26 protein-coding genes and 1 tRNA gene (1 of these 27 running past the window's edge) are annotated in these 26544 nt (G+C 40.2%); 19 read left to right on the top strand and 8 right to left on the bottom strand.

What is annotated here, in order from left to right:
• Nucleotides 1-56 precede the first annotated feature (56 nt).
• The 5 genes from QWY93_RS02495 to QWY93_RS02475 all read right to left on the bottom strand — a co-directional run bounded on the left by QWY93_RS02495 (nt 57) and on the right by QWY93_RS02475 (nt 7277).
• Nucleotides 57-785 carry a 2-phosphosulfolactate phosphatase gene (locus QWY93_RS02495; protein ID WP_290246612.1) on the bottom strand — a complete coding sequence of 243 codons (729 nt, stop codon included), beginning with the start codon at nt 783-785 and terminating at the stop codon, nt 57-59.
• A gap of 89 nt (nt 786-874) precedes the next feature.
• Nucleotides 875-1969, bottom strand: a complete 1095-nt coding sequence (gene gcvT / locus QWY93_RS02490) for a glycine cleavage system aminomethyltransferase GcvT (RefSeq protein ID WP_290246611.1) — start codon at nt 1967-1969, stop codon at nt 875-877.
• A gap of 295 nt (nt 1970-2264) precedes the next feature.
• Nucleotides 2265-3638 (bottom strand): RagB/SusD family nutrient uptake outer membrane protein, encoded by a 1374-nt coding sequence (locus QWY93_RS02485; protein ID WP_290246610.1) that lies wholly within the window; start codon nt 3636-3638, stop codon nt 2265-2267.
• Nucleotides 3639-3643: 5 nt separating this feature from the next.
• On the bottom strand, nt 3644-6730 hold the full coding sequence (locus QWY93_RS02480) for a SusC/RagA family TonB-linked outer membrane protein (RefSeq protein ID WP_290246609.1): 3087 nt from the start codon (nt 6728-6730) through the stop codon (nt 3644-3646).
• A gap of 220 nt (nt 6731-6950) precedes the next feature.
• Nucleotides 6951-7277, bottom strand: coding sequence for a HesB/IscA family protein (locus QWY93_RS02475; RefSeq protein ID WP_290246608.1), 327 nt, complete (start codon nt 7275-7277; stop codon nt 6951-6953).
• 94 nt (nt 7278-7371) lie between these two features.
• Here QWY93_RS02475 and mce point away from each other — a divergent pair, with 94 nt between their 5' ends.
• Together mce and thiL are read left to right on the top strand one after the other, a co-directional pair.
• A complete protein-coding gene (mce, locus tag QWY93_RS02470; protein ID WP_290246607.1) occupies nt 7372-7773 on the top strand; it encodes a methylmalonyl-CoA epimerase in 402 nt (133 codons plus the stop codon).
• A 153-nt stretch (nt 7774-7926) separates the two neighbouring features.
• Complete coding sequence (thiL, locus tag QWY93_RS02465; RefSeq protein ID WP_290248806.1) at nt 7927-8955, top strand: thiamine-phosphate kinase; 1029 nt, start codon at nt 7927-7929, stop codon at nt 8953-8955.
• A gap of 26 nt (nt 8956-8981) precedes the next feature.
• Here thiL and ruvC read toward each other — a convergent pair whose 3' ends face one another.
• Nucleotides 8982-9554, bottom strand: coding sequence for a crossover junction endodeoxyribonuclease RuvC (gene ruvC, locus QWY93_RS02460; RefSeq protein ID WP_290246606.1), 573 nt, complete (start codon nt 9552-9554; stop codon nt 8982-8984).
• Nucleotides 9555-9580: 26 nt separating this feature from the next.
• On the opposite strand from ruvC, the gene QWY93_RS02455 reads away from it, so the two are divergent.
• The 14 genes from QWY93_RS02455 to QWY93_RS02390 all read left to right on the top strand — a co-directional run bounded on the left by QWY93_RS02455 (nt 9581) and on the right by QWY93_RS02390 (nt 21595).
• Complete coding sequence (locus tag QWY93_RS02455) at nt 9581-10708, top strand: glycosyltransferase (RefSeq protein ID WP_290246605.1); 1128 nt, start codon at nt 9581-9583, stop codon at nt 10706-10708.
• Nucleotides 10709-10733: 25 nt separating this feature from the next.
• Nucleotides 10734-10985 (top strand): hypothetical protein, encoded by a 252-nt coding sequence (locus QWY93_RS02450; protein WP_290246603.1) that lies wholly within the window; start codon nt 10734-10736, stop codon nt 10983-10985.
• 21 nt (nt 10986-11006) lie between these two features.
• Nucleotides 11007-12218 (top strand): PP2C family protein-serine/threonine phosphatase, encoded by a 1212-nt coding sequence (locus QWY93_RS02445; protein ID WP_290248805.1) that lies wholly within the window; start codon nt 11007-11009, stop codon nt 12216-12218.
• A gap of 10 nt (nt 12219-12228) precedes the next feature.
• Complete coding sequence (locus QWY93_RS02440; RefSeq protein ID WP_290246601.1) at nt 12229-12855, top strand: polysaccharide deacetylase family protein; 627 nt, start codon at nt 12229-12231, stop codon at nt 12853-12855.
• A complete protein-coding gene (locus QWY93_RS02435) occupies nt 12852-13955 on the top strand; it encodes a glycosyltransferase (RefSeq protein WP_290246600.1) in 1104 nt (367 codons plus the stop codon). The genes QWY93_RS02440 and QWY93_RS02435 overlap by 4 nt, the downstream gene beginning before the upstream one ends.
• Entirely contained in the window at nt 13934-14731 is a 798-nt protein-coding gene (locus tag QWY93_RS02430) for a TatD family hydrolase (RefSeq protein ID WP_290246599.1), read from the top strand. The genes QWY93_RS02435 and QWY93_RS02430 overlap by 22 nt, the downstream gene beginning before the upstream one ends.
• On the top strand, nt 14728-15804 hold the full coding sequence (locus tag QWY93_RS02425; RefSeq protein WP_290246597.1) for an asparaginase: 1077 nt from the start codon (nt 14728-14730) through the stop codon (nt 15802-15804). The genes QWY93_RS02430 and QWY93_RS02425 overlap by 4 nt, the downstream gene beginning before the upstream one ends.
• A gap of 201 nt (nt 15805-16005) precedes the next feature.
• A tRNA-Ser gene (locus tag QWY93_RS02420) sits at nt 16006-16093 on the top strand.
• Nucleotides 16094-16395: 302 nt separating this feature from the next.
• On the top strand, nt 16396-17211 hold the full coding sequence (locus tag QWY93_RS02415) for a MotA/TolQ/ExbB proton channel family protein (protein ID WP_290246596.1): 816 nt from the start codon (nt 16396-16398) through the stop codon (nt 17209-17211).
• 57 nt (nt 17212-17268) lie between these two features.
• Complete coding sequence (locus QWY93_RS02410) at nt 17269-17598, top strand: hypothetical protein (RefSeq protein ID WP_290246595.1); 330 nt, start codon at nt 17269-17271, stop codon at nt 17596-17598.
• 6 nt (nt 17599-17604) lie between these two features.
• Entirely contained in the window at nt 17605-18240 is a 636-nt protein-coding gene (locus QWY93_RS02405) for an ExbD/TolR family protein (protein ID WP_290246594.1), read from the top strand.
• A gap of 2 nt (nt 18241-18242) precedes the next feature.
• Nucleotides 18243-18707: an ExbD/TolR family protein gene (locus QWY93_RS02400; RefSeq protein ID WP_290248804.1), complete on the top strand. Its 465-nt coding sequence runs from the start codon at nt 18243-18245 to the stop codon at nt 18705-18707.
• Nucleotides 18708-18772: 65 nt separating this feature from the next.
• A complete protein-coding gene (locus tag QWY93_RS02395) occupies nt 18773-20086 on the top strand; it encodes an MFS transporter (protein ID WP_290246593.1) in 1314 nt (437 codons plus the stop codon).
• A 9-nt stretch (nt 20087-20095) separates the two neighbouring features.
• A complete protein-coding gene (locus tag QWY93_RS02390; RefSeq protein WP_290246592.1) occupies nt 20096-21595 on the top strand; it encodes an NAD(P)H-hydrate dehydratase in 1500 nt (499 codons plus the stop codon).
• A gap of 222 nt (nt 21596-21817) precedes the next feature.
• Here QWY93_RS02390 and asnS read toward each other — a convergent pair whose 3' ends face one another.
• The gene (asnS, locus tag QWY93_RS02385) at nt 21818-23269 is read right to left on the bottom strand and encodes an asparagine--tRNA ligase (protein ID WP_290246591.1); all 1452 of its coding nucleotides are present in this window, start codon (nt 23267-23269) and stop codon (nt 21818-21820) included.
• Between the two features lie 206 nt (nt 23270-23475).
• On the opposite strand from asnS, the gene rpoN reads away from it, so the two are divergent.
• The 3 genes from rpoN to QWY93_RS02370 are packed head-to-tail and all read left to right on the top strand — an operon-like array spanning nt 23476 to nt 26348.
• Nucleotides 23476-24927, top strand: coding sequence for an RNA polymerase factor sigma-54 (gene rpoN / locus QWY93_RS02380; RefSeq protein WP_290246590.1), 1452 nt, complete (start codon nt 23476-23478; stop codon nt 24925-24927).
• Entirely contained in the window at nt 24927-25550 is a 624-nt protein-coding gene (locus QWY93_RS02375) for a phosphatase PAP2 family protein (RefSeq protein ID WP_290246589.1), read from the top strand. Before rpoN ends, QWY93_RS02375 begins: the two co-directional genes overlap by 1 nt.
• A gap of 3 nt (nt 25551-25553) precedes the next feature.
• The gene (locus QWY93_RS02370) at nt 25554-26348 is read left to right on the top strand and encodes an enoyl-CoA hydratase/isomerase family protein (protein ID WP_290246588.1); all 795 of its coding nucleotides are present in this window, start codon (nt 25554-25556) and stop codon (nt 26346-26348) included.
• A 192-nt stretch (nt 26349-26540) separates the two neighbouring features.
• Here the strand turns inward: QWY93_RS02370 and QWY93_RS02365 are convergent, their stop codons facing one another.
• Nucleotides 26541-26544, bottom strand: partial view of a porin family protein gene (locus tag QWY93_RS02365; protein ID WP_353959613.1) — the end only. 581 nt of this gene lie beyond the right edge of the window; 4 of the gene's 585 nt are visible here — the last part of the coding sequence; the start codon falls outside the window, past its right edge; the stop codon is at nt 26541-26543.

Genomic DNA, 26544 nt, shown 5'->3' with positions numbered 1-26544 from the left:
TCCATCTGAAACTTGGTATAAAAAGTCCCTAACTTAAGTAATTTGCCTAATCAAATCTAAGTAGTTTCCTTTTGAGGATTTACCTTGATCAAGGCTTCTCCCTGAAGTTTTCCCACCAAATCATATTTATCCATAGTCAGGCAAAAGTCAATATCCGCTTCGATATTGTGATTTTGCAATCTCTTGGCATGAGAAGCCTGGTTTAAAAAGCCTTGAAGGTTGTTTTGGTGCTGCTCAAAAAGGGATTTCATGGCTATGGCTCCATCACAATCAAAAGTAAAATGCCCAGCAAGCCTTTTTACCAGGGCACCTGCGTACAAGGAATCTTCCAAGTTAAACATGCCCTTCCAGCCAGCACAGTGGATGACCACATCCTTATTTTTTTGAACTAAATAATCAGCAGTGGCTTGCAAATTCAAAAAGGCACCAAGAATTACTTCATCTGCATCTTTTTTGGATAATTCAATGGCTAAGGTGCCATTGGTGGTTGTCACTGCTATTTTTTTCCCTTCATAAGCTTTTTTCAGGTAACTCAAGGGAGAGTTGCCCAGCTCAAATCCTTCGGCGGTCTGGCCATTTCTTTCTCCGGCAATGATGTACCCTTCCTTTTTCATGGCCCGACAAGTTTCAAGGCCAGCTACGGGAGTAATGGATTGAACTGCATTGGCAAGGCCTGTAACCATGGTTGAAGTAGCCCTGAAAATATCCACCACGACTACAATTTTCCCTTTTAAATCATGAAGGTGAATCAGTTCAGGACTTAAGCAAATTTCTATTTTTTTCATTTTATTGTTATTCGACCAACCATTAGGATTTAATAATCCGCCTGGGCTAACCGGGTTAATTGTAATGTAATGCTTATTAAAAGTTGGTTTTAAATATCCAATAAAGGTAACTTTTTCACTTTGGCTTCCAGGTTTTTTTTCCGGACAGTTATTGCAATGGATGTGCCAGGCTTTGCGTATTTGGAATCCACATACCCTAAACCTATGCCTATTCCCATGCTGGGGGAGAGGGTTCCGGAAGTAACTTCACCGATTTGTTCTCCATGTAGGTTAACAATGGGATAGTGTGCTCTGGGGATTCCTTTTTCCTGCAAAACAAAACCTACCAGCTTTCGCGAAACACCTTCTTCTTTTTGTTTGGCTAATTGGTCCCGGTTGATGAATTTTTTGTTGAATTTGGTGATCCAGCCCAATCCTGCTTCAATTGGTGAGGTTGTTTCGTCAATATCATTTCCATATAGGCAATACCCCATTTCCAAGCGAAGTGTGTCCCTTGCCCCCAAACCGATGGGCTTAATCCCCAAATCTTTCCCTGCATCAAATATGGCATCCCATACTTTTTGCGCATGATCATTGGGAACATAAATCTCAAATCCACCCGCACCTGTATAACCAGTTGCCGAAATGATGACATCAGGTACTCCGGCAAATTCACCTATTTCAAAATGGTAAAATTTAATTTCATCCAGATTTACTGGAGTTAGAGTTTGCAGGGCCTTAGTGGCTTTGGGACCTTGGACGGCAAAGAGGGAAGTTTGGTCAGAAATATCCTCCAATTCAGCCCCTACTTGGTTATGCTGTTGGATCCAATTCCAATCTTTTTCAATGTTGGAAGCATTAACAACCAGCAGGTATTTTTCTTCATGGATTTTATAGACCAACAAATCATCAACGATGCCTCCGGTTTCATTAGGTAAACAGGAATATTGTGCTTGGCCGATTGCCAACTTTGATGCATCATTGGAAGTTATCTTTTGGATCAAAATAAGGGCTTGAGGACCCTTGACTAAAAATTCTCCCATATGGGATACATCAAATATCCCCAAGTCCTTTCGGACAGTATTGTGTTCTTCCCTGTCGGAAGAGTAACGGACAGGCATGTTATATCCGGCAAATGGGACCATTTTTGCCCCCAATTCCTCATGGGTGTCATTTAATGCAACTTTCTTGATAGTATTTTCCATGAAAAAAGATTTGGTTACTGTTTCGGCAAAGGTAATAAATGAGGGATAACATTACGAATCTTGTTCCCAAATGCGGTTGGTTTATTTAACACCAGGAAGCAGCAGGGTTTCAATGCAAATGATTTTTCTTTCATCTGATCTTCTTGGCAATTTGAAAAAAATAAGTGGGGAATAAAATGAAAGGCCTCTAAGGCTCTGAAAGTCAAAGGATAGTTGATGTTTAGGGAAAAATACCTTAAGGAATTGGATAAAAAAAGGCCTCATTTTCAATTAAAATGAGGCCTTTTTACGGGTTTTATTCACTGGAATACCCATTGTTTTGGACAAGATTTTCGTTGAGTTCCAGCTCCTGCAATGGAATGGGCCAGAGTTCCCGGAAACTTTCACCAGGAGGAAACAAGTCATCGGCCAGGCCGTATCTTCTGAGGTCTGAGTAGCGGTGCCCCTCAAAGGCAAACTCAAACCTTCTTTGTTCCAATATTTCCTCCAATGCTCCGGCAATTGTAGGAATATCTGTTAATAATAATGGGTCTAAATCGGCCCTTTGCCGGATGATATTAATATCATCAATAATGGCTCCAGTGGTAAAGCCAGATCCGATTCGACGGGCATTTGCCTCGGCACGGATCAAGTACATTTCTGCTAACCTTAAAATAGGAACATTGTCGTCACTTGTACTTACCCTAAAATATTTGATTACTCTTAAATTATTGCCTTGCTCCAAAACAGAGGTGGAAAATCTTTCATCCCCTTGGTTGGCAGAAGCAACAAAAGCATTGTAAAAGGCGGGGCGGACATAAAATTTTTGTCCACTTGTGGAAGGGTCTGATGAAATGGCTAAACCATTTTGATCCCCAACATTGTTGGTGAAATTCAGTTCGAAAATCATTTCATTATTGCCCTTGATTCTGGAAATATCCCCATAATTGGGTAGCAAGATATAGCCCGCATTGATCACCTCTGTGGCTTTTTGAATGGCAAGAGCGTAATTGCCAACCTGCAAATGCACCCTTGCCAAAAGTGCAGTGGCTGCCCAATTATTGGCTCGGAATGGCGCATTGGGCGTATTACCCAAATTGTTTTCAGCAAATTCCAAATCCTCAATGATAAAATTATAAACCTCGGTTTCGGAAGCCCTCCCCGCAAGTGAAACTTCGGAGGTGGTGGTAACAAAATCTGTAACAATGGGTACGCCTCCAAAGATTTTTAGCAGGTCAAAATAAACTAATGCTCTTACAAACCTTGCTTCTCCCTCAATAGCAGCAGCCTGACTTGAACTTAAATTCTGAATGTCAGGTAAAACTTCTAACATGAAGTTGGCAGTCCCGATAATTTTGTATAAAGTTGCCCAAGTACTGGAAATTTGCAAGTTGGATGGGTTAATCCTACGGGAACTGATTTCCTGGTCCGTGGTGAATGTACCAGAATGTAAAAGGTTGTCTGCATATACATCCTGATAATACAGGTACCTTAGGCCATAATAATTACCGCTTTGAAGCTCATCATACATGCCTTTGAGGACGAGCTGGGCATCACTAAAAGAGGTGATGGCTCCTTCGGTTTCGATAGTGTTTACCGGTTCCTGGTCCAAAGTATCACAGGCGGTGCTCCCAAAAAACAGGAAACAAGCCGCATATATTATTTGGTTGATCTTAATTGCCTTGTCCATATCTATTAAAATCCTACGTTAATACCGAAAGTATAAGTTCTGGGCTGGGGGAAAGTGTAAAAGTCCGTAGCCAGTGTTGCATTAGAAGTACCAGCAAAATTTATTTCAGGGTCAAAACCGGTGTATTCGGTAAAGGTGAATAAATTCTGCGCCTGTGCGAAAATCCTGATCTTTCTCATTTTTAACCGGTCCAAAAGATCTTTGGGCAATTTATAGCCGATGACCAGGTTTTTAATTCTTAGATAGGACCCATCTTCCACAAAACGGGTGGTATTGGGTTGGTTGTTCCGGTTGACAGAAACATCATAAGCTGCTCTAGGGATCTCCCCATTTCCTGGGTCATCCTCCGATCGCCAACGATCCAGGACAGTTGTTCGGTTATTATCATCAAAAAAGTTAGCAAACATTCCCTCCTGGAATGCCCCGGAGGCAAACCACTGATCATTTCCGACAGAATACTGCAGGAAAAGTTGAAGGTCAAAACCTTTAAATTCCACTTCATTGGTTAATCCTCCATAAAACTTGGGCTGTGCATTGCCAATGATTGTAAAGTCATCATCTGTAATAACGCCATCCCCGTTGATATCCCTGTAATTCATGTCCCCTGCTTGGATACCTTGTATCCGACGGGATTCCGGAACATCAGACTGGGTCATAAACACCCCATCTGCAATTAATCCATAATAAGAACCAATAGGTTCGCCCTCTCTTAATACAAGGGAGTTCCCATTGAAACCATAGAATATATCCTCATTGTTGTAAAGTTCTAGAACCTTATTTTTGTTGAAAGTGATATTAAAATTGGATCTCCATTGAAGGTCTATTGCTGAATTATTGATGTTTATAGAAGAAATGGTCAGTTCAAAACCTTTATTTTCTATGCTCCCAATATTGGACTGATAAGCCCCAAAACCATTTTGCGTTGCAATGGGCCTGGCAAACAAAAGGTCAGTTGTTTTTTTGTAATAATAATCGGCTATCAAATAGATTCTACCATCCAGAAATCCGGCATCAATCCCCACATCTGTCTGCGTGGTGCTTTCCCATTTTAGATCCGGGTTGCCCAACTGTACCGGAACAATGGTGGATGTTTCCAGGTAATTACCTGCTCCAACCAGGTTTTTCCAGGCAAAGCCTCCAATGGACTGGTTGCCTGCCTTACCCACACTTGCCCTGATTTTTAGATCAGAAATGAACTCTTGGTCATCCATAAACTCCTCCTCGTTGATCTTCCAGCCTCCGGAAACCGATGGGAAAAATCCCCATTGGTTATTGGGCCCAAAACGGGAAGATGCATCAGCCCGGAATGAAGCGCTGAATAAATATTTGTCTTCATAAGAATAGTTGGTCCTACCGAAATAGGATTCCAGGCCACTGCCTCCAGCCCCATTTGAACCCTGGTTGACGGTGGCGGCAGCCCCAATATAGCGGAATCGCTCACCCGGAAACTGGATCCCGGTGACACTGGAGGAAGAGCTGAGGTTTTCTTCCCGGTTATGTCCTATAACTACATTAAGGATATGGAGGTTGTTGAGGACCTTTTTGTAATCCAGAAATCCTTCGACCATCCATTTGTTGACATTAGAGGTTGCAAAGGTTCCTGAGCCTCCTTGGGGAGTAGATAAACTTCCTGGGTAACTGTCGGGGATATAGCTCCTTTCATGGAAGTAAAGCATGTCCCCTCCGCCCCTGACATTAATGCTTAGTCCATCAAGTATTTCATATGAACCCAGTACGTTTGCAAATACCCTTATGGATTGATTTTCATCATCATTTTCGGTCCCTTCAGCTACAGGGTTGGTATAGAAGAATTGTGGTCTGGTGTATGAACCATCTGATTCATAAACCGGCCATAGGGGGGAAGCAGCCAATGCATTGGAAAATGGGCTGTATAGGGTGTTGTCAGAGGAAACTCGGTTTTGTGTGGATCGGGTAATACCGGAGTTTAGGGAAATGGAAAACTTGTCATTAATATAGTGGTCTAGGTTAAATCGGCTTGAAATCCTTTGGAACCGACTATTGATGAGTACCCCCTTTTGATCAAAATAATTTCCTGAAATGTAAAACTGGGTTTTATCATTTCCACCCCTGGCGCTTAATTCATAGTTTTGAATGGGGCCTTTTCGGGTAACTTCGTCCACCCAGTCTGTATCGGTATTTTCAGGATAGGGAAGCCCCCCATAATAAAAGTTAAGAATTTCATTGTCGGAAATTTCTTCAGCAGGCTCCCCAAAGAAATCTTCAGCAAAAGCATCTTTGAATAGCAACAAATATTGGTCTCTATTCAGGAATTCAGGTTTACGCCATAATTCCTGGAATCCGCCATATACATTAAGGTTAAATTGGGTTTTCTGGTCGGCCCCTCTTTTGGTGGTGATCAAAATCACTCCATTGGCTGCCCGTGATCCATAAATGGAAGATGCAGAGGCATCCTTTAAAACCTCAATGGAGGCAATGTCTGAAGGGGAAAGGTCTGTAATTGCGTCTATGGACTGACCACCATAATCAAACTGGGAAGGACTGCCCGTAAGCATGGGGATTCCATCAATGACAAATAAAGGCCGGTTGCTGGCAGAAATGGAGGAAGAGCCCCTGACCCTAACTGAAATTGCTGCACCCGGAATCCCAGAGTTTTGATTAATCTGGACTCCTGCCATCCTTCCTTGCATGGCTTGGTCAATCCCAATGGCAGGTATATCCTGAATGGTCTGTTCACTAATTTGTGCTACAGAACCTGTTAGGTCCCTCCTGTTGATGTTACCATAACCTACCACCAGAATTTCACTTAAAATCCGGGCATCGGTTTCCATAACCACATCAATAATGCTTTGGTTGGCTACAGGGACTTCCACGGGATGGAAACCCACAAAGGAAAATATCAGGACCATATCCTCAGAGGCTTGAATGCGATATTTTCCATCAATATCGGTAAAGGTTCCCTTAGTGGTGCCTTTGATCCGGATATTCACACCGGGCAAGGCACTATTATTCTCAGCGGAGAGAACCGTTCCGGTGATTGATCTGTTTTGAGCTAATGTCCTAATACTGGAAAACAATATTAAAACAATGGCCATTATTAAACATTGTTTCATGGGTTATTAGAGTTGGGTGTTAAAAATTGAAAAGGACTAATGGTCTTTTATTAGATTATTCCAATAGTTTTATCAAAATAAAAAATAATGTCTTGATTTTGAAGAAAATGCAATAAAAAAATTTTTGATATTTTGATAGCAGTTTGGAGTATATCGGGAGGAAGGCATAAAAAAAGCACGGCTTAGGTCTGCCGTGCTCGAAAAAATAATTAAGAAATTTTTAAATCGAGAAACTTTCACCGCATCCGCAGGTTCTGGAAGCATTGGGGTTGACAAATTGGAAACCTTTTCCATTTAATCCATCTGTAAATTCCAAGGTAGTACCAGCCAGGTATAGGAGGCTTTTTTTGTCCACAATGATTTTAATGCCTTTGTCTTCAAAAACCTGATCATTTTCAGCAATGTTGGCATCAAAACCCAGGTCATACATCAGACCTGAGCATCCTCCACCTTTTACCGAAACCCGGATGTTTTCCTCTTCGCTTCGGCTTTCCTGCTCTCTTAATTCATTAATACGTGCTTTAGCTTTATCTGAAACGATGATCATATTGTTGTGCTTTTTAATGCAAATTGATTTTAAGTAAGCATAAAACATGCTTACCTTGGAAATAATTCCTAATACAAATATACAAATTTAAAGGATGAGAAAAATTGAACATCTTGGAATTGCGGTAAAAGACTTGAAACAATCCAATGAATTGTTTGCCAAACTGTTGGGAAATAAGGCTTATAAAGAGGAAATGGTAGACAGTGAAGGGGTGAAAACGTCCTTTTTTCAGGTTGGCGATACCAAGGTGGAATTATTGGAAGGAACTGGACCTGATTCCCCAATTTCCAAGTTTGTGGAAAAGAGGGCGGAAGGAATCCATCATATCGCATTTGAAGTGGAGGATATTCAAAAAGAAATGGAGCGATTGAAAAAGGAGGGGTTTGAATTGTTAAATGAACAACCAAAAACCGGGGCTGATCATAAATTAGTTGTATTTTTGCATCCCCGAAGCACCAATGGGGTGTTAGTGGAGATTTGTCAATCGACTCAATAAAATTCATTTACAGGGAAAAACATAAATGTTATTTACCCTCCAATGGAAATTTGGGAGGAGAGCAATACCTTCCAAAAAATAAAAATTGGTGGATTTACCAGAAAAGAAGGAAAGGTTAAGGCGTTAGGCCTTCAAAATAAATTACAATATATCATGAAGGAAAAGCGAACGGAAATAAGTGAATTGGGAGAGTTTGGTCTAATTGATCATTTAAATGAAAATATAAAGCTTCGACATCCAAGTACCATAAAAGGCGTCGGTGATGACGCTGCAATACTGGACAAGGGGGATTTTGTCCAGGTGATTTCTACCGACCTGTTACTGGAAGGAGTTCATTTTGATATGTCTTACACTCCATTACAGCATTTGGGGTTCAAAGCCGTGGCTGTCAATGTTTCTGATATTGCTGCAATGAATGCGATTCCTAAGCAAATTACAGTCAGCGTGGGATTAAGCAACCGGTTTTCTGTTGAGGCTGTAGATGCTTTGTATGCAGGAGTAAATGCTGCAGCCGAACATTATAATGTGGACATCATTGGTGGAGACACTACTTCCTCCCGGGCAGGATTGGTGATTTCTATTACTGTATTAGGAGAGGTGGAAAAAGGAAAAGAAGTGTTAAGGTCTGGGGCCAAAGATAAGGATATCATTTGTGCAACAGGTGACCTGGGAGGGGCTTTGATGGGCCTTCAGGTTTTGGAAAGGGAAAAAGAGGTGTTTATGGCCGATCCCAAAATGCAACCCCAGTTGGAAAAATATGCCTATGTTACCGGTAGGCAACTTCGCCCAGATGCCAGAATGGATATCATCCATGAACTTCGCGATTTAAATGTAGTTCCTACCAGTATGATTGATATTTCTGATGGACTTGCCTCTGAACTTTTTCATATTTGCAAGCAGTCTGGTGTTGGAGTAAGAATATATGAGGATAAATTGCCTATTGATAAACAAACATATGATTCTGCAGTGGAATTTGGGCTGGATCCGATTACCTGTGTATTGAATGGAGGAGAAGATTATGAGCTGCTTTTTACCATTAAGCAGGAGGATTTCGATAAATTAGAAAAGCATCCAGATGTCCATTTTATTGGCCATGTGACCAAATCTGAAGAAGGAAAATTGATGGTGACCAAAAGCCAAACTGCCGTTGAACTAAAAGCTCAAGGTTGGAAACATTTTTAAAAAAAAACCTCACCGGCCGGAAAGGATTATTTAATCCGGCCGGGGTTTTCTTCAATAAATGCTTTCCATCCAGCACTTCTGCCACGGGTTTGGAGCCTTCCTGCATGGAAGTGGTGGCAAAGGGCTACTGCCAAAGCATCTGTGGCATCCAAAAGCTTGGGCACACTTTCAATTTTTAACAGGGTTTTAAGCATTTCAGCAACTTGTTCCTTGGAGGCATTCCCATTTCCGGTTACCGATTGTTTGACTTTTTTGGGAGAATATTCTGTAATGGGGATGTCCCTTGCCAAAGCTGCGGCCATGGCAACCCCCTGGGCTCTTCCAAGTTTTAGCATGGACTGCACATTTTGACCAAAAAATGGAGCTTCCAGTGCTACATTGTCGGGGTGGAATTCATCAATTATTCCTGTAATCCGTTCAAAGATTTTTTTTAATTTCAGTTCATGGGACCCATATTTTTTTAGATGGATTACCCCAAATTGCAGGATTTTATATTTCTTCCCTTCTACAAGGATCAACCCATAACCCATGACATTGGTACCGGGGTCGATTCCCAAAATAATTTGCTCTTTCAATTCCTTTTTCGGTATTTTGCCCATTGTCGCAATTTAGCAGATTTCCTTCCATGGGCATGAATCTTTTGGTGATTTTCTTCCTAGGTGCAGCATTGCTGTACGGACTTGTTTTAGTGGTGTTGGCCGATAAGTGGAAAACAGTCCATGGTCCCATTTCTTCTAAAAAATCCCCCTTTCCAGTTACTCTATTAGTTCCTTTCAGGGACGAAAAACCAAATTTAGAATCCCTGATCGAAAGTTTAGGGCAACTCACCTATTCCCAATTAGAAATAATCCTGATAGACGACCACAGCTCAGATGGTGGAAGGCTACTTGCCGAAGAAGTCATTAATAAAAAGGAGATTCGGAATTGCCATGTGGTATTAAGCCCAGCTCAGGGAAAAAAGGGTGCGATTGAATTTGGGGTAATGTTATCGACTGGAAATATCATTTTGACCACGGATGCGGACTGCCAATTTCCCCCGGATTGGGTAGAAAGGATGGTTCAGCCATTTTGGGATGAAAAGGTTCAAATGGTGGCAGGGCCCGTGATCTCCAAATCCCAGGGGAACATGTGGGATTATTTTCAGCAAATAGAATGGGCCAGTATTTTATTGGTTACCCAGGCATTTTTCAAATGGAAAAGGCCTATTATGTGCAGCGGGGCCAATTTAGCTTATAGGAAGGAAGCTTTTCAGCAAGCAGGAGGATACTTTGGAAACCATTCAGTGCTTTCAGGGGATGATGCTTTTCTGCTTTATAAGATCAACCATTATTATGGGCCAAAAGCTATAACTTATCTTCCTTACAGGGAAAATTTAGTGGTAACATCTACTGCCACTGATTGGAAAGGCTTGGTTGAGCAAAGGGCCAGGTGGGCCAATAAATGGAACAAGCATCAAAAGAAAAGTAATTTTGGTACCGCCATTGGAATGGTGGGGTTTGCCTTGGTCTTTTTGTTTAGCTTAGGACTTTTGGTGGAAAAGCAGTTTAGTGCTTTTGTACTTTTTTGGGGGATAAAGGTCGGGGCAGAATATTGGGCTTTGGGCCATGTATTAAATGAACTCCTTATTCCCACTCCCTGGTACAGTTACATTTATGCCAGCCTATTACATCCCATATATTCTGTGGTAGTGGCAGGAAAAGCCTTAACTGGAAAATTTTCCTGGAAGGGAAGGGATAATATTTCAAATCAGTAATTTTAAGTCAAAAATAATACCGACCATGTCCGATGAAGAATTTGATTTGATGGATGAATTGTACTTTGTCCAATCCTTCAAAGGGTTAAAAGAAACCTTGTGTTGGGAAGAAGCCAAGGTTTTGAGTACATTGCAGTTACTATTTGAGAAAAAATACATCAAATGTCTGGCCGGGCCAGATGAGGATTTGACCGGAAGTCCGGATATTCCAAAAAATGGAAAGCAATATTACTTTCTGGCCACCAAAAAAGGGCTTATGGCCCATAATACCCTTTAAAAAGTGATTGAAGCCGATAAATTGACCACCGAGACATTAAAATATCAAAGGAAAGAACTTGAGTTAAAAGCCCTCTTGGAAATCACCCAGGCCATCAATGAAAACAAGACGGAAGCTGTATTGCTCAATATTTTCAAATTTACCTGTTTGGTGCATTTGAACATCAAGGCCTTGGTCTTGTATGTGGCCAATCAGGATGGGTTTGAAGAGCGGGTGGTTCATGGGGTAAAGGCAAATATACCCAAGTTTATTCCCAATTCAGATGTGGAGGATAACCGGGCCATTGGAAAATTAAACTTGGTGATGCCCAGAGAATTTTCCTTTTCTGAATTGGATATCTATGTTCCGGTATATCATAAGGACAAAATGCTTGCAATCCTTTTGCTAAAAACCAAGGATGGAGAGCGGGATTTGGACCTTGATTTCACCCAGGCACTTACCAATATTTTGGTGGTTGCGCTGGAAAACAAAAGGTTTGCCCGAAGGCAATTGGAGCAGGAACGCTTAAAAAAGGAGGTGGAAATAGCCAGCAGTGTTCAAAGGATGTTATTTCCATTCCAGCTTCCTGAAACAGATAAGCTCAAAGCTAAAGTTACCTATTTCCCACATAGCAGGGTGGGGGGAGATTATTATGATTTGATTCAAAAGTCGGAAGATGAAGTGTTTTTTTGTATCGCCGATGTTTCTGGAAAGGGAATGCCAGCAGCCCTATTGATGTCCAATTTCCAGGCCGCACTAAGGACTTTGCTCCGAAGTTCCTCCGATTTGAAGATGATCGCAGAGCAGCTCAATTTCACGATTTTTGAGAATACGCATGGGGAGCGGTTTATTACTTTCTTTTTGGGTTATTACAATTATAAAACCCGAACATTGAAATATATCAATGCAGGTCATAATCCTCCTGTGTTGTGTTGGGAGGATAAAAAGGCCACCGAACAGTTGGAAGCTGGAACCACCATTTTAGGGGCTTTCGAAAAATTACCATTTTTGGAAGAGGGGGAGAGAAAAGAATTAAAGGGCTTTACCCTTCACCTTTATACTGATGGATTGACTGAGGCATTGAATCCTCAACAAGAAGAATTTGGGGAAAAGAGATTGTTGGAATATATAGGGCGAAATTTATGCAAAGACCCAATGGGATTTCATAATGATTTTTTTGAAAAATGGAATGCTTTTACAGATGAAGTTCCAAAGAGGGATGATATTACCTTGATGAGTTTAAGATTTAATTAAATAGTAATAAATGGTTATTCACCATGTTCCCAAAGTTGTTAGGTGGATGTACCCTGATTTGATTTGGCATAAGAGCAGGGAAGAAAAACAGGTATATATCACTTTTGACGATGGCCCCGTTCCTGGAGTAACGGATTTTGTGCTGGAAGAATTGGGGAAAAGGGGTATGAAAGCTACCTTCTTTATGGTAGGAGATAATGTTGCCAAGTTTCCCGAATTGGCGCGGGAAGTGTTCCATCAGGGCCATCAAATCGGTAACCATACCTTTAATCATATCAAAGGTACAAAAGTAAACTTGAGGGATTATTGGGATAATGTGGGGAAATGCCAGGAAATAATAGAACAGGAATTGGGAATGAAGCCCTATTTGTTTCGCCCCCCCTATGGAAGAATGAGAAAAAGTCAACGTAAACAAACCAAGGAATTCTTTGATATAATAATGTGGGATGTTCTTTCTGGTGATTATGATCCAAGCCAACCTGCCGAAATATGCCTTCAAAAAACTTTAAACTATGTCAGGAACGGTTCCATTATAGTTTTTCATGATCAATTAAAAACAAAAAATATTATCAGAAAAGTCCTTCCGGAATTTTTAGATTATTTAGGAAGTCAGGGTTATCGGACTGGAAAGTTATGATCAGCTTGATTTCCATATTCCTTGTTTTTTTGCTGCTTATTCAGGACCTACTTTTATGGATATTGTTGAAATATCATTTCCAGGATTACTCAAAGCCGATTGAGGAAGGAAGTTGGCCAAGAATTAGTGTTTTGATCCCTGCTAGGAATGAAGCCCAATATTTACCTCAATGTTTAAAAGCTCTTGAAAAACTCCGTTATCCTCCTGAAAAGATTGAATTTATCATAGGTAATGATGAAAGTACTGATCAAACAGAAGCCATAATCAAGGCTTGGGCAGGCAAGGAACATAACAGGGTTTATGTAAATGTCAGTCCCCAAAAGGGAAATTTGATGAATGGAAAAGCCAATGCCTTAGTCCAGTTGATTCAAGTGGCAGAAGGGGAATTATTTTTGTTTACCGATGCAGATTGCGAGGTAAATCCCGAATGGGCAAGGGAAATGGTAAGGGCCTTTACCCCAGAGAAGGGAATGGTAATCGGCATTTCCAGGGTAAAGGCAAAATCCTTTTGGGAAAGGTGGCAAGGAATGGATTGGTGGCTGACATTAAGCATGGTCAAGGTGGCCTCCGATTTGGGACAATCCCTTACAGGTGTTGGGAATAATATGCTTGTCAGTAAGGAAGCTTATAATAGTGTAGGGGGATTTGAGGCCCTTCCCTTTTCTGTTACAGAAGATTTTGAACTGGGGAGGGCTATATGGGCAAAAGGATACCGGCCGGTCCATCAAGTAAGCCTATTAAGCTTGGCATTGACCAAAGCCGAAAATAATGTGTTGGATTTGCTCAGGCAGCGGAAACGCTGGACTCAGGGGGCCATGGGACTTCCCTGGTTTTGGAAAATGGCATTGGTAATGCAATTGCTGTTTTTTCCAGCCATAATTTATTTGGTTTTTCAAAATTTTACCTTTGGCCTGCTGCTTTGGGCAATCAAAATCTTTTTACAAATGAACCTGATGCAGTATTATGCCCAAAAAACTAAAACCAGGCTGCCTTTTATTCCATTATTATTTTTTGAAGTTTATTATGCGGTAATTTCATGGTCTACAATAGTATATTATTTTTGGCCTTCGAAGATTAAATGGAAAGAAAGGAATTACTGATGCACTATATTGATACCCACGCACATATTTATTCTAAAAAATACGATAATGACAGGGATGATGTCATAAGGAGATGTGAGGAAAAAGGTGTGAAAAAAATCTATATGCCTAATGTGGATGTAGATTCCATTGACCCCATGTTAGAAGCGGAGTTAAAATATCCGGATGTTTGTGTTCCCATGATGGGCTTACACCCTTGTGAGGTGGATAAGAATTTTGAAAAACAATTGTATGTAATTGAGGAATGGCTTAATAAAAGGGATTTTGTAGCTATTGGGGAGATCGGAACAGACTTATATTGGGACAAGTCATTATTTGAATATCAAAAAGAAGCCTTGAGGATTCAGGTGGAATGGGCAAAAGAAAAAAAGTTACCCATAGTGCTCCATTGCAGGGAATCCATTGATGAAACCATCCAAATTATTGAGGAATTGAAAGAGGAAAACCTTACGGGGATTTTCCATTGTTTTACTGGAACAGTAAACCAGGCCAAAAAAATTATGGAGATGGATTTTTTATTGGGTATTGGTGGTGTTTCTACTTTTAAAAACGGAGGATTGGATAAGGTGCTTCCGGAAATTGGTCTTGGTCAATTGGTTTTGGAAACAGATGGACCTTATTTGGCTCCTGTGCCTTACCGGGGAAAGAGAAATTCACCGGAGTATATACCTCTCATTGCAGAAAGGGTAGGGGACCTGACCGAAAATCCACTTGAAAAGGTAGCAAAAATCACTAATTTTAATGCCAATAAGATTTTTAACCGGTCTACTTTATGAATTATAAGATCGTAAGATTAAATACCGCAGCCAAAAGTGAGATAAAATCCTCTGTTTTGATTATCTATACTGGCGGCACGCTTGGTATGGCATACGATGATTCCGGTGCATTGGTGCCATTTAATTTTGGCCAGATCCTGGAGAAAATGCCAAACCTGACCAATCTTAATATTGCCATTACTGTAATATCTTTTCCGGAACCCATTGATTCATCCAATGTCAATATGCAGCATTGGGTAGATATGGCATACATTATTTATGAAAACTACGATACCTATGATGGTTTTGTGGTGCTTCATGGTACTGATACTATGGCTTATTCAGCCAGCATGCTCAGCTTTATGCTCAAAGGGCTTAGTAAACCGGTTATTTTTACTGGGGCACAATTGCCCATTAGTGCCATGCGGTCGGATGCGAGGGAAAATTTGATGACTTCTCTGGAAATAGCCATATCCAAAGCCAATGGGAAACCCATTGTTCCTGAAGTATGCATATTTTTCAACCATATGCTCCTTCGGGGAAATAGGGCAAAAAAAATGCAAAGTGTACACTTTGATGCTTTTGAATCTGAAAATTATCCACCATTGGCAGAATCAGGGATTGTTATCGATTATAATTATGCCGCCATCAAGCCTTTTGAGGAAGGTATACAGTTAAAGTATCTCAATAAATTGGACAATCATGTGATGATTTTAAAATTGTTTCCAGGCATTACCGCTGGGGTACTGGACAGTTGTTTCAATACCAAGGGCCTTAAGGGAGTGGTAATGGAGACTTACGGTTCTGGAAACAGTCCCACTGAGGCTTGGTTTATTGAAAGTGTGGAGAAGGCAGTGAAGAAAGGAATTATTATATTTAATGTATCTCAGTGTAATGGGGGAAGGGTCATTCAAGGGCGTTATGAAACAAGTAAGGAACTAAAAAGAGTGGGGGTTCTTAGTGGAGGGGATATTACTTCGGAAGCAGCCATTTCCAAAATGATGTTTTTACTCGCCAATGAAACGGATGAAGAAGAAATACGAAGAAAATTGATAACTCCATTGGCGGGGGAAATGTCCCTTACAAGCAATTAAGGGGATTGTACTTGCAAAAAAAGAGGGTGAAAAAAACAGTGGAAATAAGCGGTTGAAAATCAATTCCCTACTTGGTGGATGAAGGAAAAAAAGCTTTTTAAAAAGCTTTTTTTATAGAAAATAAGCTCTTGAATACTTGCATTGGCTAAATATTATATCTTTATTTGTCGCCTCGATTGTTAGCACGAAAATCAATCAAACAGAGAGGTGTCCGAGCGGTCGAAGGAGCACGCCTGGAAAGCGTGTATACCCCTAAAGGGTATCGAGGGTTCGAATCCCTTCCTCTCTGCATTTTCTTAATCCAACGGTAGTTTTTTGGAACCGAAACGGAGCTACCAAGTTCTTTCCTTTCCACTGACACAATTATCCAAATGACTCTCCTCCATTCCTTTTCTTATTAAAAGCATTTTTCCAATTTACGGAAAGATGGTTACCTTGTGACATTAAAGGGAATATTAGGGGAAATAGCGATATTGAAAAATAATACAAATATCCATTGTCATTTGATTTGAAAAAATTATATCTTTAAAAGCTCATTATTAATATTTGATACCGTTTAACCTTTATTTAAAGTCTATTAAAAACTAAATTATGAAAAAGTTAATCGCTTTGTTCATGCTTACCGGAATCCTTATGTCTCCGGTTATTACAAAAGCACAAGAGGACACTACAGAAGAAGCTTCTGCAGCGGACACTACTGAAATGATGATGGAGGAGGAAGCTGAAGAACCCGCTCCTGCAATGACCGACGACGAAATTGTTGTGGAAGAAAAACCTTTCCATCAAATAATTAAAGACAAATTTATTGAGGGGGACCCTACTTTCATGTCTCCAGTGTTGATTTGTTTGATTTTGGGTCTGGCAGTGGCATTGGAAAGAATTATCACCCTTAACCTTTCTACTACCAATACCAAAAAGCTTTTGGCAAAAGTTGAAGATGCCCTTGACCAAGGAGGTATTGAGGCAGCTAAAGACGTCACCAAGAGCACTAAAGGACCTGTAGCTTCCATCTTTACCCAAGGTTTGATGAGATATTCTGAAGGTATCGAGATGGTTGAAAAATCCATCATTTCTTACGGTTCTGTTGAAATGGGCCGATTGGAAAAAGGATTGGTATGGATCTCCTTGTTTATTTCCCTTGCTCCAATGTTGGGTTTCATGGGTACGGTAATTGGTATGATCGGTGCCTTTGACTCTATTGAAGCAGCGGGAGATATTTCTCCTTCTTTGGTAGCTGGTGGTATCAAAATCGCCCTTTTGACTACGGTTGCTGGTTTGATCGTTGCGATTATTCTTCAATTGTTCTACAACTATTGTGTAGCTAAAATCGATTCTTTGGTGAACGATATGGAGGATGCTTCCATTACCTTGGTAGATATCCTTGTAAAGCACAAACTGTCCAAATAATTGGACCGGCCTTGTGGCTTTGATTAATTAATCTTTAAACCAAAGAAGAAAAACAATATGGATTCATTCGATATTATGTTAGGAGTTGGGTACCTATTGATAGGTCTGGGCTTGATTGCTGCAATCATCATGCCCCTGATCAAGTCTATAGACAACCCCCAAAGTTTGGTTAAAATCGGAGTCGGCGTATTAGGAGTTTTGGTTTTGTTCTTGATTGCTTATAGTATATCCAGTGATGAAGTACTTCCAAAATATGCCGTTAAACCATTTAACTTGACCCCAGGTACCTCCAAAATGGTTGGAGGCGTGTTGATTACCACGTATTTATTATTCGGATTGTCTTTGATCGGAATTGTAATTACGGAGTTTAATAAACTGTTAAAGTAAGTTATAATGGCAAGAAAGAAAAACCGAATGAGTCAGGAGGTAAATGCAGGTTCCATGGCGGATATCGCCTTCTTGCTGCTTATCTTCTTTCTTGTTACCACAACTATTGCTTCAGATAAAGGGATAACCAATATCCTGCCTCCTAAGCAAGATCCTAATGTTCCACCACCCGACGTTAAAAAGAACGAGAGAAATATTTTCAAAATATTGATCAACTCCAACGACCAGTTGTTGGTGGAGGATGATTTTAGAGAAAATACTGAAGGACTGGGGCAGGAAATCAAGGAGTTTGTGATGAACTTCGGAAATCCAGACCAGGAAAATATTGAACTTTACAATAGCCTTCCCCCTTCTCTAAAGGGAATTGCCCAAAGGGATCCTAATTCATCCGACCACCCCAATGAAGCGGTGGTTTCTATTAAAACCAATCGAGGTACTAGCTATGAGCTTTACCTGGAAGTTTTGGACTTGGTGAAAAAGGCATATTTTGAAATTTATGCTGAAAGGGTAGGATTATCCGCAGATGAATACAGGGCATTGTCCAGTAGATCTGCAGCTGAAAAAGAATTATTGGAAAGAGGTAAGGAAAATATACCTATGGCCATTTCTATTGCTGAACCAGATAAAACAGGAGGTGAGTAATGATGGGTAAGTTTAAGAAAAAATCGAAAACCGAAGAGAATATCCCAACCTCAGCGTTACCTGATATTATCTTTATGCTTCTTTTCTTTTTCATGGTAACAACCGTTTTGAGAGAACAGGAAATTTTGGTAGAACAAAGTCTCCCTCAAGCAACCCAATTACAGAAATTGGAAAAGAAGTCCCTGATTTCTTATCTCTATGTAGGAAAACCCAAAAATACAAGCTTGTACGGTACTGAACCAAGGATTCAAGCCAATGATGCATTGATTACCACCAATGACATCATCAGGTGGGTAAACCAGGAAAAAGATAACTTGTCGGAAGTGGAAAGGGATCAGATTACCATTTCCCTTAAAGCTGACCGGGATGTGAAAATGGGACCTATAGCTGATATTCAGTGGGAACTAAGACAGGCGGATGCCCGGAAGATTTTATATGCATCTACTGGGAAACAAGGGCCTGAATAATCATAAATTAATCTAACAAAAAGCTATCCCTTTCCGGGGTAGCTTTTTTTTTTGTCTTAATAATAATGAAAAACCAACTTAAACATTCTCCAAAAAAAGTAAAATGGGCCTGGTCCATGTATGATTGGGCCAATTCCGTTTATAGTTTAGTAATTACCTCTACTATTTTTCCTGTTTATTATAACAATGTAACCAGGGCAGCATCTGAAACTGGGGAGATAGTATCCTTTTTTGGTTTTCATGTGGAAAATACGGTGCTGTATTCCTGGTCCATTTCATTTTCCTTTTTGGTTATAGCTTTAATCTCTCCATTATTATCGGGAATGGCTGATGCGGGTGGAAAGAAATTGCTCTTTATGAAATTGTTCGCCTATATGGGGGGGCTTTCCTGTATGGGGTTGTTTTTCTTTAATGGGCCAAACCTAGAGTGGGGAATTATTTGTAGCATGTTGGCAAGTATAGGATATGCGGGAAGTATAGTCTTCTATAACGGTTTCCTTCCTGAAATCAGTAAACCAAAAGAATATGATATGCTTAGTGCCAAAGGTTTTGCTTTGGGATATTTAGGAAGTGTATTGCTTTTAATTGTTAACCTTTTGATGGTTCAATTTCCGGAATGGTTTTTCTTGGAAGATGGAGGACAGGCAGCCCGTTGGTCTTTTCTAATTACCGGACTTTGGTGGATTGGTTTTTCTCAAATCCCCTTTAAATTTTTGCCTGATAATCCCTTTAAAAGGGAAATCACAAGTTCCTTATTGTGGAACGGATACAGGGAAATTCGCCAAGTTTTCCATGAGGTAAAAAAGATGCCCAACATTAAAGGGTTTTTGTCAGCCTTTTTGTTTTACAGCATGGGAGTCCAAACCGTGATGTATATGGCAGCTACCTTTGGGGAGAAGGAGCTTCAATTGGCTGGTGATAAATTGATACTTACCATTTTGATTATTCAAATCGTTGCCATCCTGGGAAGTTACTTTTTTGCATTTATGTCCCAAAAATTGGGGAATCAATTCTCCTTAATAACCATGGTAATAATATGGACAGGAGTCTGTGGGGCTGCCTACATGGTCTATACCGAAACCGAATTTTATATTTTGGCATTTGTGGTTGGCCTTGTTATGGGAGGAATTCAATCCCAATCCAGATCCACTTTTTCCAAATTGATCCCTGGAAACACCATAGACCATGCTTCTTATTTTAGTTTTTATGATGTCACCGAAAAAGTGGCCATTGTCTTGGGAACATTTTCATATGGCTTGATAGAACAACTCACAGGTAGTATGAGAAATAATTCTTTAATGTTGGCTTCCTTCTTTATTGTTGGCTTAGGTTTTCTTATTTTGGTTAAGGTTCCCAAAATGAAATTGGTGGAGACATAAACTTTAATCATGCAACAAATCATACCTGGAAAATCCGTTAAAGAACTGGATGCCGCATTTATTAAAGATAAAGGCATAACTTCATACAAGTTAATGGAGCAAGCTGCTCTGGCATTTTGTGACTGGTTTGTAGAACAGATTAGTCCTGAAAATGATTTGGCAGTTTTTTGTGGAACAGGTAATAATGGGGGGGATGGTATGGCCATTTCCCGATTGCTTTGGGAGAGGGGATATTCCGTTAAAGTTTTTATCATGGGTGATCCGGCCAATGGGTCCAAGGATTTTAAATTGAATCATGAAGTTTTACCAGAAGCCATACCTGTCCAATTAGTTGAAAATGTCAATTGGGAAAATTGGAAGGCAAAAGTAATAATTGATGGAGTATTGGGTGTTGGTATCAACCGTCCACTCGAAGGGGCGTATTTAGACCTGATAAAAAGGCTGAATAACTTTCCGGCTAAAAGAATAGCCATTGATATGCCTACCGGTTTGCCCTCGGATGAAATTTTGGAGGGAGAGGCATTTAAAGCCATGTTTACCGTTAGTTTTCAATTTCCCAAGATGGCCCTGCTTTTCCCTGAGCACGCTTCTTACACAGGTGAATTGGTGATAAAGGATATAGGGATAAGTCCTGATTACTTTGAAACCTTTGAACCAAAAATGTATTATCTGGAAAAAAAGGATATTCCTGAATTGCATAAATCCTTTGACCGGTTTAGTCACAAAGGAAATTTCGGAAAGGTAATGCTAATTGGCGGGAGCTATGGGAAAATGGGAGCAGTCCGTATGGCTTCTGAGGCAGCATTAAGAACCGGCAGTGGTTTGGTTTCTTGTTTTGTTCCCAGGTGTGGTATCCAAGTGCTTCAATCTTCACTTCCCGAAGCCATGGTGGAGGTTTCCGAACAGGATCATTATTTGGATGAATACCCTCCTGATAATCTGACCCGTTATGATGCCTTAGGGGTAGGGCCCGGCATGGGCCAACATTCCAAAACTGCTATTATGTTGGAGGAACTATTGAAATTATATAAAGGGCCGATGGTGATTGATGCAGATGGAATCAATTTACTGGCCTCACATCCCCACTTATTGAACATGTTAGGGCACAATATTATCCTAACCCCTCATTTAAAAGAGTTTGAAAGACTGGCTGGTGCTTGTGCCCATCAAAGGGAAAGGGTTGATAAGGTGGCTGAATTTGTTGAAAAATTTCAATGTACTATAATTTTGAAAGGGGCTCATAGTTTGATCGCCTGTCCTGACGGTACCCTAAACTTTAATTCCTCTGGCAATGCTTATTTGGCCACTGGAGGTGCTGGGGACGTTCTCACAGGCATGATTACGTCTTTCCTGGGGCAAGGTTATTCGCCCAAAGAAGCTGCATTTTGCGGGGTCTATCATCATGGTTTAGCTGGGGAATTGGCAGGAAAGGTAAACAGGAGAGGAACGATTGCCTCGGATATTATTGCAAAAATTCCGCAGACCTATTTACAATTGGGAATCCATTAGAAAAGATGAAAACCTTCCTTATTGATGGTTGATTTTATTTTTGAAAAATGTCCATTCCAGGAAGGATTAAGTATTTATAAATTAAGGGTTGAACAGGAATGCGCCCAGGTTTTAAGCTAAGGTTCTATTGGAGAGGTTTCATATTGATATGGGTGAAGAAATCTATAACAAAAAAAGCCAATTCTTAAATTGAATTGGCTTTTTTTGTTATTTAATTCACTTTTAGAATTCAGCACTTCCAGGGGTTCTGGGGAAGGCGATGACATCTCTGATGTTGCCCATTCCAGTTACAAATTGAACCATTCTTTCAAAACCAAGCCCAAATCCTGAATGGGGAACACTTCCAAAACGACGTGTATCCAGGTACCAGAATAGTTCCTCCTCACTAATGTCCAGCTGGCCCATCCTACAGGTGAGTTTTTCCATATTATCCTCCCTTTGACTACCACCAACAATTTCCCCAATGCCTGGGAATAGAATATCCATGGCAGCTACAGTTTTGTCATCCTCATTTTGCTTCATATAGAAAGCTTTGATGTCCTTTGGATAATCGGTGATGATCACTGGCTTTTTAAAATGCTTTTCTACCAGGAATCTCTCATGCTCTGATTGCAAGTCTGCCCCCCATTCTTCGATAAGGTATTTGAACTTTTTCTTTTTGTTGGGTTTTGACTTTTTCAGGATTTCAATAGCCTCAGTATAGGTGATCCTTTCAAATTCGTTATCAATAATAAATTTCAACCTCTCCAAAAGTCCCATTTCGCTTCTTTCATTGGCGGGTTTTTTTGCATTTTCATCCGAAGCCCTTTTATCCAAAAAGGCAAGGTCTTTTGGAGAATTTTCCAAGGCGTATTTGATGATGTATTTTAGGAAATCCTCAGCAAGATCTTGGTTGTCCTCGGCATCATAAAAAGCCATTTCCGGTTCAATCATCCAAAACTCAGCCAAATGCCTTGTGGTATTAGAGTTCTCTGCCCGGAAGGTTGGACCAAAGGTGTACACCTCAGATAAGGCCATGGCGGCCAACTCCCCTTCCAGCTGACCTGAAACAGTCAGATTGGTTTCTCTTTCGAAGAAGTCCTCCTTGTAATCAATTTCTCCTTCTGGGGTTAGCGGTGGGTTTTTGGGATCCAGGGTTGTTACTTTAAATGTTTCCCCAGCTCCCTCAGCATCTGAAGCGGTAATGATTGGGGTATGGATATAATAAAATCCTTTTTCGTGAAAGTATTGGTGAATGGCAAATGATAGCGCATGCCTTACCCTGAAAACAGCACCAAAGGTATTGGTTCGCATTCTTAAGTGGGCGATTTCCCTAAGAAATTCCAGGGAATGTTTTTTGGGCTGCAAAGGATATTTTTCAGGGTCAGCTTCCCCTAAGACTTCCAAGGATTCAGCTACCAGTTCTGAGTCCTGGCCTGCTCCCTGTGAAGCTACTACTTTTCCGGTTACTTTGATGCTGGCCCCAGTGGTAATTCTTCTTAGGGTTTTTTCATCAATGACATTCGGATCGGCAACTATTTGGTAGTTTTGAATGATAGAGCCATCGTTTAAGGCAATAAATGTGATGTTTTTATTGCTCCTTTTGGTTCTGACCCAACCCATTAGAGTAACTTGGTCCCCTATAGGTTTTTTTTCTAGTATTGACCTGATTTTCGATCTTTTGTTGAATGCCATAAATTTGTTGCTTATTTGCCCATTTCTTAACGGGCCAGAAGTTGACAATTTCTAAAATGGAATGCAAAAAACGATATAATAAGCTTTTTATCAAAATTTTGATCTAATTTCCTAAATTTGAATATGGAAAGGGACGTTATTAGTCCTGTTGGTGTAAAGTTTGTTAAGTAACTTGCATACATAATTATATTGAGGACCTATACTTTATGCAAAAATTAAATTTAAATCAGGTTCTATCTCAAAAACTGTCTCCACAGCAAATTCAGTTTATTAAGCTGTTGCAGGTACCAACTGCGGAGTTGGAGGCTAGGGTGGAAGAAGAATTGGAGATTAATCCTGCCTTGGAAGAGGGAAAGGAAGAGAATGGAGAACAAAATGAAGATGAAATCCCGGAAAATTTTGAGGATGACAATAAGGAGGAGAAAGACCTCAATATAGAAGAATATCTCAGTGATGATTATAGCGGGTATAAAATGCAGGGAGATGGGAATTATTCCCCTGATGATGAAGAAAGGGAAATCCCACTTTCCAGTGCTACCTCACTTCATGAGCAATTGATTTCCCAATTGAATTTCCTGAAGCTTGATGACCATCAGAAGATAATCGGAAAACAGCTAATTGGAAGCATTGAAAGTGATGGCTATATCCGCAGGGATTTGGAGGCAATTATCAATGATCTGGCTTTTAGCCAGAATGTTGAAACCGACCTGGATGAAGTGGAGGAAGTGCTTCGGAAAATCCAGAATTTTGATCCTGCAGGAATTGCAGCCAGAAATTTACAGGAATGTTTGATCATTCAACTGGAAAGGAAAGAGCATCAGGAGGATGCGAGAATACAAAAAGCCCTTAGGGTAGTAAATGACTGCTTTGATGAATTTACCAAAAAGCATTACGACAAAATTCTGAAAAAGTGCGGTATTGATGAAGAAGACTTAAAGGAGGTGATTCATATGATTATCAGGCTCAATCCCAAACCTGGAGGAGGCTCGGATGGTATGTTAAGAACCCAATATATCCTACCTGATTTTATCTTGAATAATGTCAATGGTAAGCCTGAAATTAGCTTAAATGCTAAAAATGCGCCTGAGTTAAGGGTTAGTCGGTCTTATTCCGAAATGTTTGAGGCTTATGACAAAAGTGATAAGAAGGATAAAAAATTAAAGGAGACTGTCAGTTTTGTTAAGCAAAAACTGGATGCTGCTAAATGGTTTATTGATGCCATCAAACAAAGGCAACAGACTCTTTTGAAAACCATGCATGCCATTCTTGATTTCCAGTATGAATTTTTTGAGGAAGGTGATGAAACCAAGCTTAAACCCATGATCCTTAAGGATATTGCAGAAAGAATTGACATGGATATTTCCACGGTATCCCGGGTGGCCAATAGTAAGGCAGTTCAAACAGAATTTGGGGTCTTTCCACTGAAATATTTCTTTTCCGAGGGGATTAGCACAGAAGGAGGCGAGGATGTGAGTAACCGTGAGGTGAAAAGTGTTTTGCAGAAAATGGTTGATAAGGAGGATAAAAGGAAACCTCTTTCTGATGACAAACTGGTTAAATTATTGAATGGAAAGGGCTATAATATTGCAAGAAGGACAGTAGCTAAATACCGGGAACAACTTCAAATACCAGTTGCAAGATTAAGAAAGGAGTTGTAGTGAATCGAAAATTAGCCCTTTTACTTTCGATAATTTTCCAACCGCTATTGGTACCATCTTTGGTATTTGTAATATTACTATATTTGATTCCTGAGGCTACCATAGTACCGGAGGAAATAAAGTTTTCCATGTTGCTTTTGGTCATTGTGTCCACACTGTTGATTCCCCTATTAAGTGTATTGGGGATGCGGTATATGAGGACCATCCCTAGCCTCCAGATGGGGACCAAGCAAGAAAGGTTTCTTCCCTTTTCCATGGTCAGCTTATTCTACGGAGTGGTGACATATTATTTTTATGCAAGAATACATATAGATGAATTGGTAGTATTTACCTTGTTGACCATAACTGTGTCCATCGTTTTGCTGACCTTCATTACTTTTTTTTGGAAAATAAGTGCACACATTACCGGTCTTTCCGGGCTAATTGCAATTACTGTTGTTCTCAGTTTGAAATTTCAGGCGGAGGTATTGTTGTATCCATTGATAGGGATTATTTTAATCTGTGGTTTGGTAGGCTCTTCCCGCCTATATTTAAATGCCCACCGGCCATTGGAGGTATTGGGCGGTTTTTGTTTGGGGTTTATCACTTGTTTTGTGTCATTTTATTATTTCCTTTTGTTATAGAAAATGGATTTTAAATATATCAAGTTTATTGACCATGGTGAATGGTTAGAAATTAGGTTGAATAGGCCTGAGATTTTTAATGCGATCCATAAAGAATTGTTAATGGAGTTGTTCAGTGCGTTTGATAGGGTTGAAAATCACTCCAAATGCAGATGTGTTGTATTAAGCGGTGAGGGGAAAGCTTTTTGCAGTGGGCAAGACCTGAAAGTGTTAAAAGAAAGTTATGAAGACATCCCTATTAAGGAATTTATAAAAAAATATTATAACCCATTAATTATTAAAATCCGATCCATAAAGCTTCCTGTTATTGCAAAAATAAATGGGCCAGCAGTAGGGGCGGGTTGTGCTTTAGCATTGGCAACGGATTTAGTCCTTGTTTGTAAAGAAGCTTATTTGGCTTTTAATTTTATCCAAATAGGGCTGGTTCCGGATGCTGGAACCAGTTTCTTCCTTCTGAGGAGAGTTGGATATTCCAAGGCTTTTGAATTGACAACCACTGGAAGGAAGGTATTTGGAGAGGAAGCTGAGATAATGGGGTTGGTGGACAGGTGCGTTGAGGCATCGGAGTTGGATGAACTGGTAAAGCACTATGTCGAACATTATTCAAGTGCACCTGAAATGGCCCTAAAGCTTATAAAGCAGGGTTTGAATAAATCATTGGAAATGAACCTGGATCAAGTTTTGGAAATGGAGGCCGAGCACCAGAATAAGGCTGGGAGTTCCGACGAATTTGCAGAAGGGATAAGGGCATTTAATGAAAAACGAAGCCCAAATTTTGGAAAAAATAAAAGGGCGTAGATTATTTTACGCCCTGATAGAAGTTTTGCAATTTTATTTTGGCTTAAAATAATGCCACAGATATACCAAAATTAAATTGTTTTGTTTGGGTTTCAAATGGACCCTGGCCATTTTCAAAAAACTCATTAAGCCCATAATACCCCCAAACATTAAATCCAGGCATTCCTATACGGGTATATACTCCATATCTAATCAG

It is taken from the genome of Echinicola jeungdonensis, assembly GCF_030409905.1.
Classification (GTDB): Bacteria; Bacteroidota; Bacteroidia; order Cytophagales; family Cyclobacteriaceae; genus Echinicola; species Echinicola jeungdonensis.
Note: the sequence above shows the minus strand (reverse complement) of the source record. Positions and strands in the feature narration are given on the sequence as shown.

Excerpts from the sequence above, each read along its gene's own strand:
- QWY93_RS02495 (WP_290246612.1), bottom strand. The coding sequence starts at position 785 with ATGAAAAAAATAGAAATTTGCTTAAGTCCTGAACTGATTCACCTTCAT.
- gcvT (WP_290246611.1), bottom strand. The coding sequence starts at position 1,969 with ATGGAAAATACTATCAAGAAAGTTGCATTAAATGACACCCATGAGGAA.
- QWY93_RS02485 (WP_290246610.1), bottom strand. The coding sequence starts at position 3,638 with ATGGACAAGGCAATTAAGATCAACCAAATAATATATGCGGCTTGTTTC.
- QWY93_RS02480 (WP_290246609.1), bottom strand. The coding sequence starts at position 6,730 with ATGAAACAATGTTTAATAATGGCCATTGTTTTAATATTGTTTTCCAGT.
- QWY93_RS02475 (WP_290246608.1), bottom strand. The coding sequence starts at position 7,277 with ATGATCATCGTTTCAGATAAAGCTAAAGCACGTATTAATGAATTAAGA.
- mce (WP_290246607.1), top strand. The coding sequence starts at position 7,372 with ATGAGAAAAATTGAACATCTTGGAATTGCGGTAAAAGACTTGAAACAA.
- thiL (WP_290248806.1), top strand. The coding sequence starts at position 7,927 with ATGAAGGAAAAGCGAACGGAAATAAGTGAATTGGGAGAGTTTGGTCTA.
- ruvC (WP_290246606.1), bottom strand. The coding sequence starts at position 9,554 with ATGGGCAAAATACCGAAAAAGGAATTGAAAGAGCAAATTATTTTGGGA.
- QWY93_RS02455 (WP_290246605.1), top strand. The coding sequence starts at position 9,581 with ATGGGCATGAATCTTTTGGTGATTTTCTTCCTAGGTGCAGCATTGCTG.
- QWY93_RS02450 (WP_290246603.1), top strand. The coding sequence starts at position 10,734 with ATGTCCGATGAAGAATTTGATTTGATGGATGAATTGTACTTTGTCCAA.
- QWY93_RS02440 (WP_290246601.1), top strand. The coding sequence starts at position 12,229 with ATGGTTATTCACCATGTTCCCAAAGTTGTTAGGTGGATGTACCCTGAT.
- QWY93_RS02435 (WP_290246600.1), top strand. The coding sequence starts at position 12,852 with ATGATCAGCTTGATTTCCATATTCCTTGTTTTTTTGCTGCTTATTCAG.
- QWY93_RS02430 (WP_290246599.1), top strand. The coding sequence starts at position 13,934 with ATGGAAAGAAAGGAATTACTGATGCACTATATTGATACCCACGCACAT.
- QWY93_RS02425 (WP_290246597.1), top strand. The coding sequence starts at position 14,728 with ATGAATTATAAGATCGTAAGATTAAATACCGCAGCCAAAAGTGAGATA.
- QWY93_RS02415 (WP_290246596.1), top strand. The coding sequence starts at position 16,396 with ATGAAAAAGTTAATCGCTTTGTTCATGCTTACCGGAATCCTTATGTCT.
- QWY93_RS02410 (WP_290246595.1), top strand. The coding sequence starts at position 17,269 with ATGGATTCATTCGATATTATGTTAGGAGTTGGGTACCTATTGATAGGT.
- QWY93_RS02405 (WP_290246594.1), top strand. The coding sequence starts at position 17,605 with ATGGCAAGAAAGAAAAACCGAATGAGTCAGGAGGTAAATGCAGGTTCC.
- QWY93_RS02400 (WP_290248804.1), top strand. The coding sequence starts at position 18,243 with ATGGGTAAGTTTAAGAAAAAATCGAAAACCGAAGAGAATATCCCAACC.
- QWY93_RS02395 (WP_290246593.1), top strand. The coding sequence starts at position 18,773 with ATGAAAAACCAACTTAAACATTCTCCAAAAAAAGTAAAATGGGCCTGG.
- QWY93_RS02390 (WP_290246592.1), top strand. The coding sequence starts at position 20,096 with ATGCAACAAATCATACCTGGAAAATCCGTTAAAGAACTGGATGCCGCA.
- asnS (WP_290246591.1), bottom strand. The coding sequence starts at position 23,269 with ATGGCATTCAACAAAAGATCGAAAATCAGGTCAATACTAGAAAAAAAA.
- rpoN (WP_290246590.1), top strand. The coding sequence starts at position 23,476 with ATGCAAAAATTAAATTTAAATCAGGTTCTATCTCAAAAACTGTCTCCA.
- QWY93_RS02370 (WP_290246588.1), top strand. The coding sequence starts at position 25,554 with ATGGATTTTAAATATATCAAGTTTATTGACCATGGTGAATGGTTAGAA.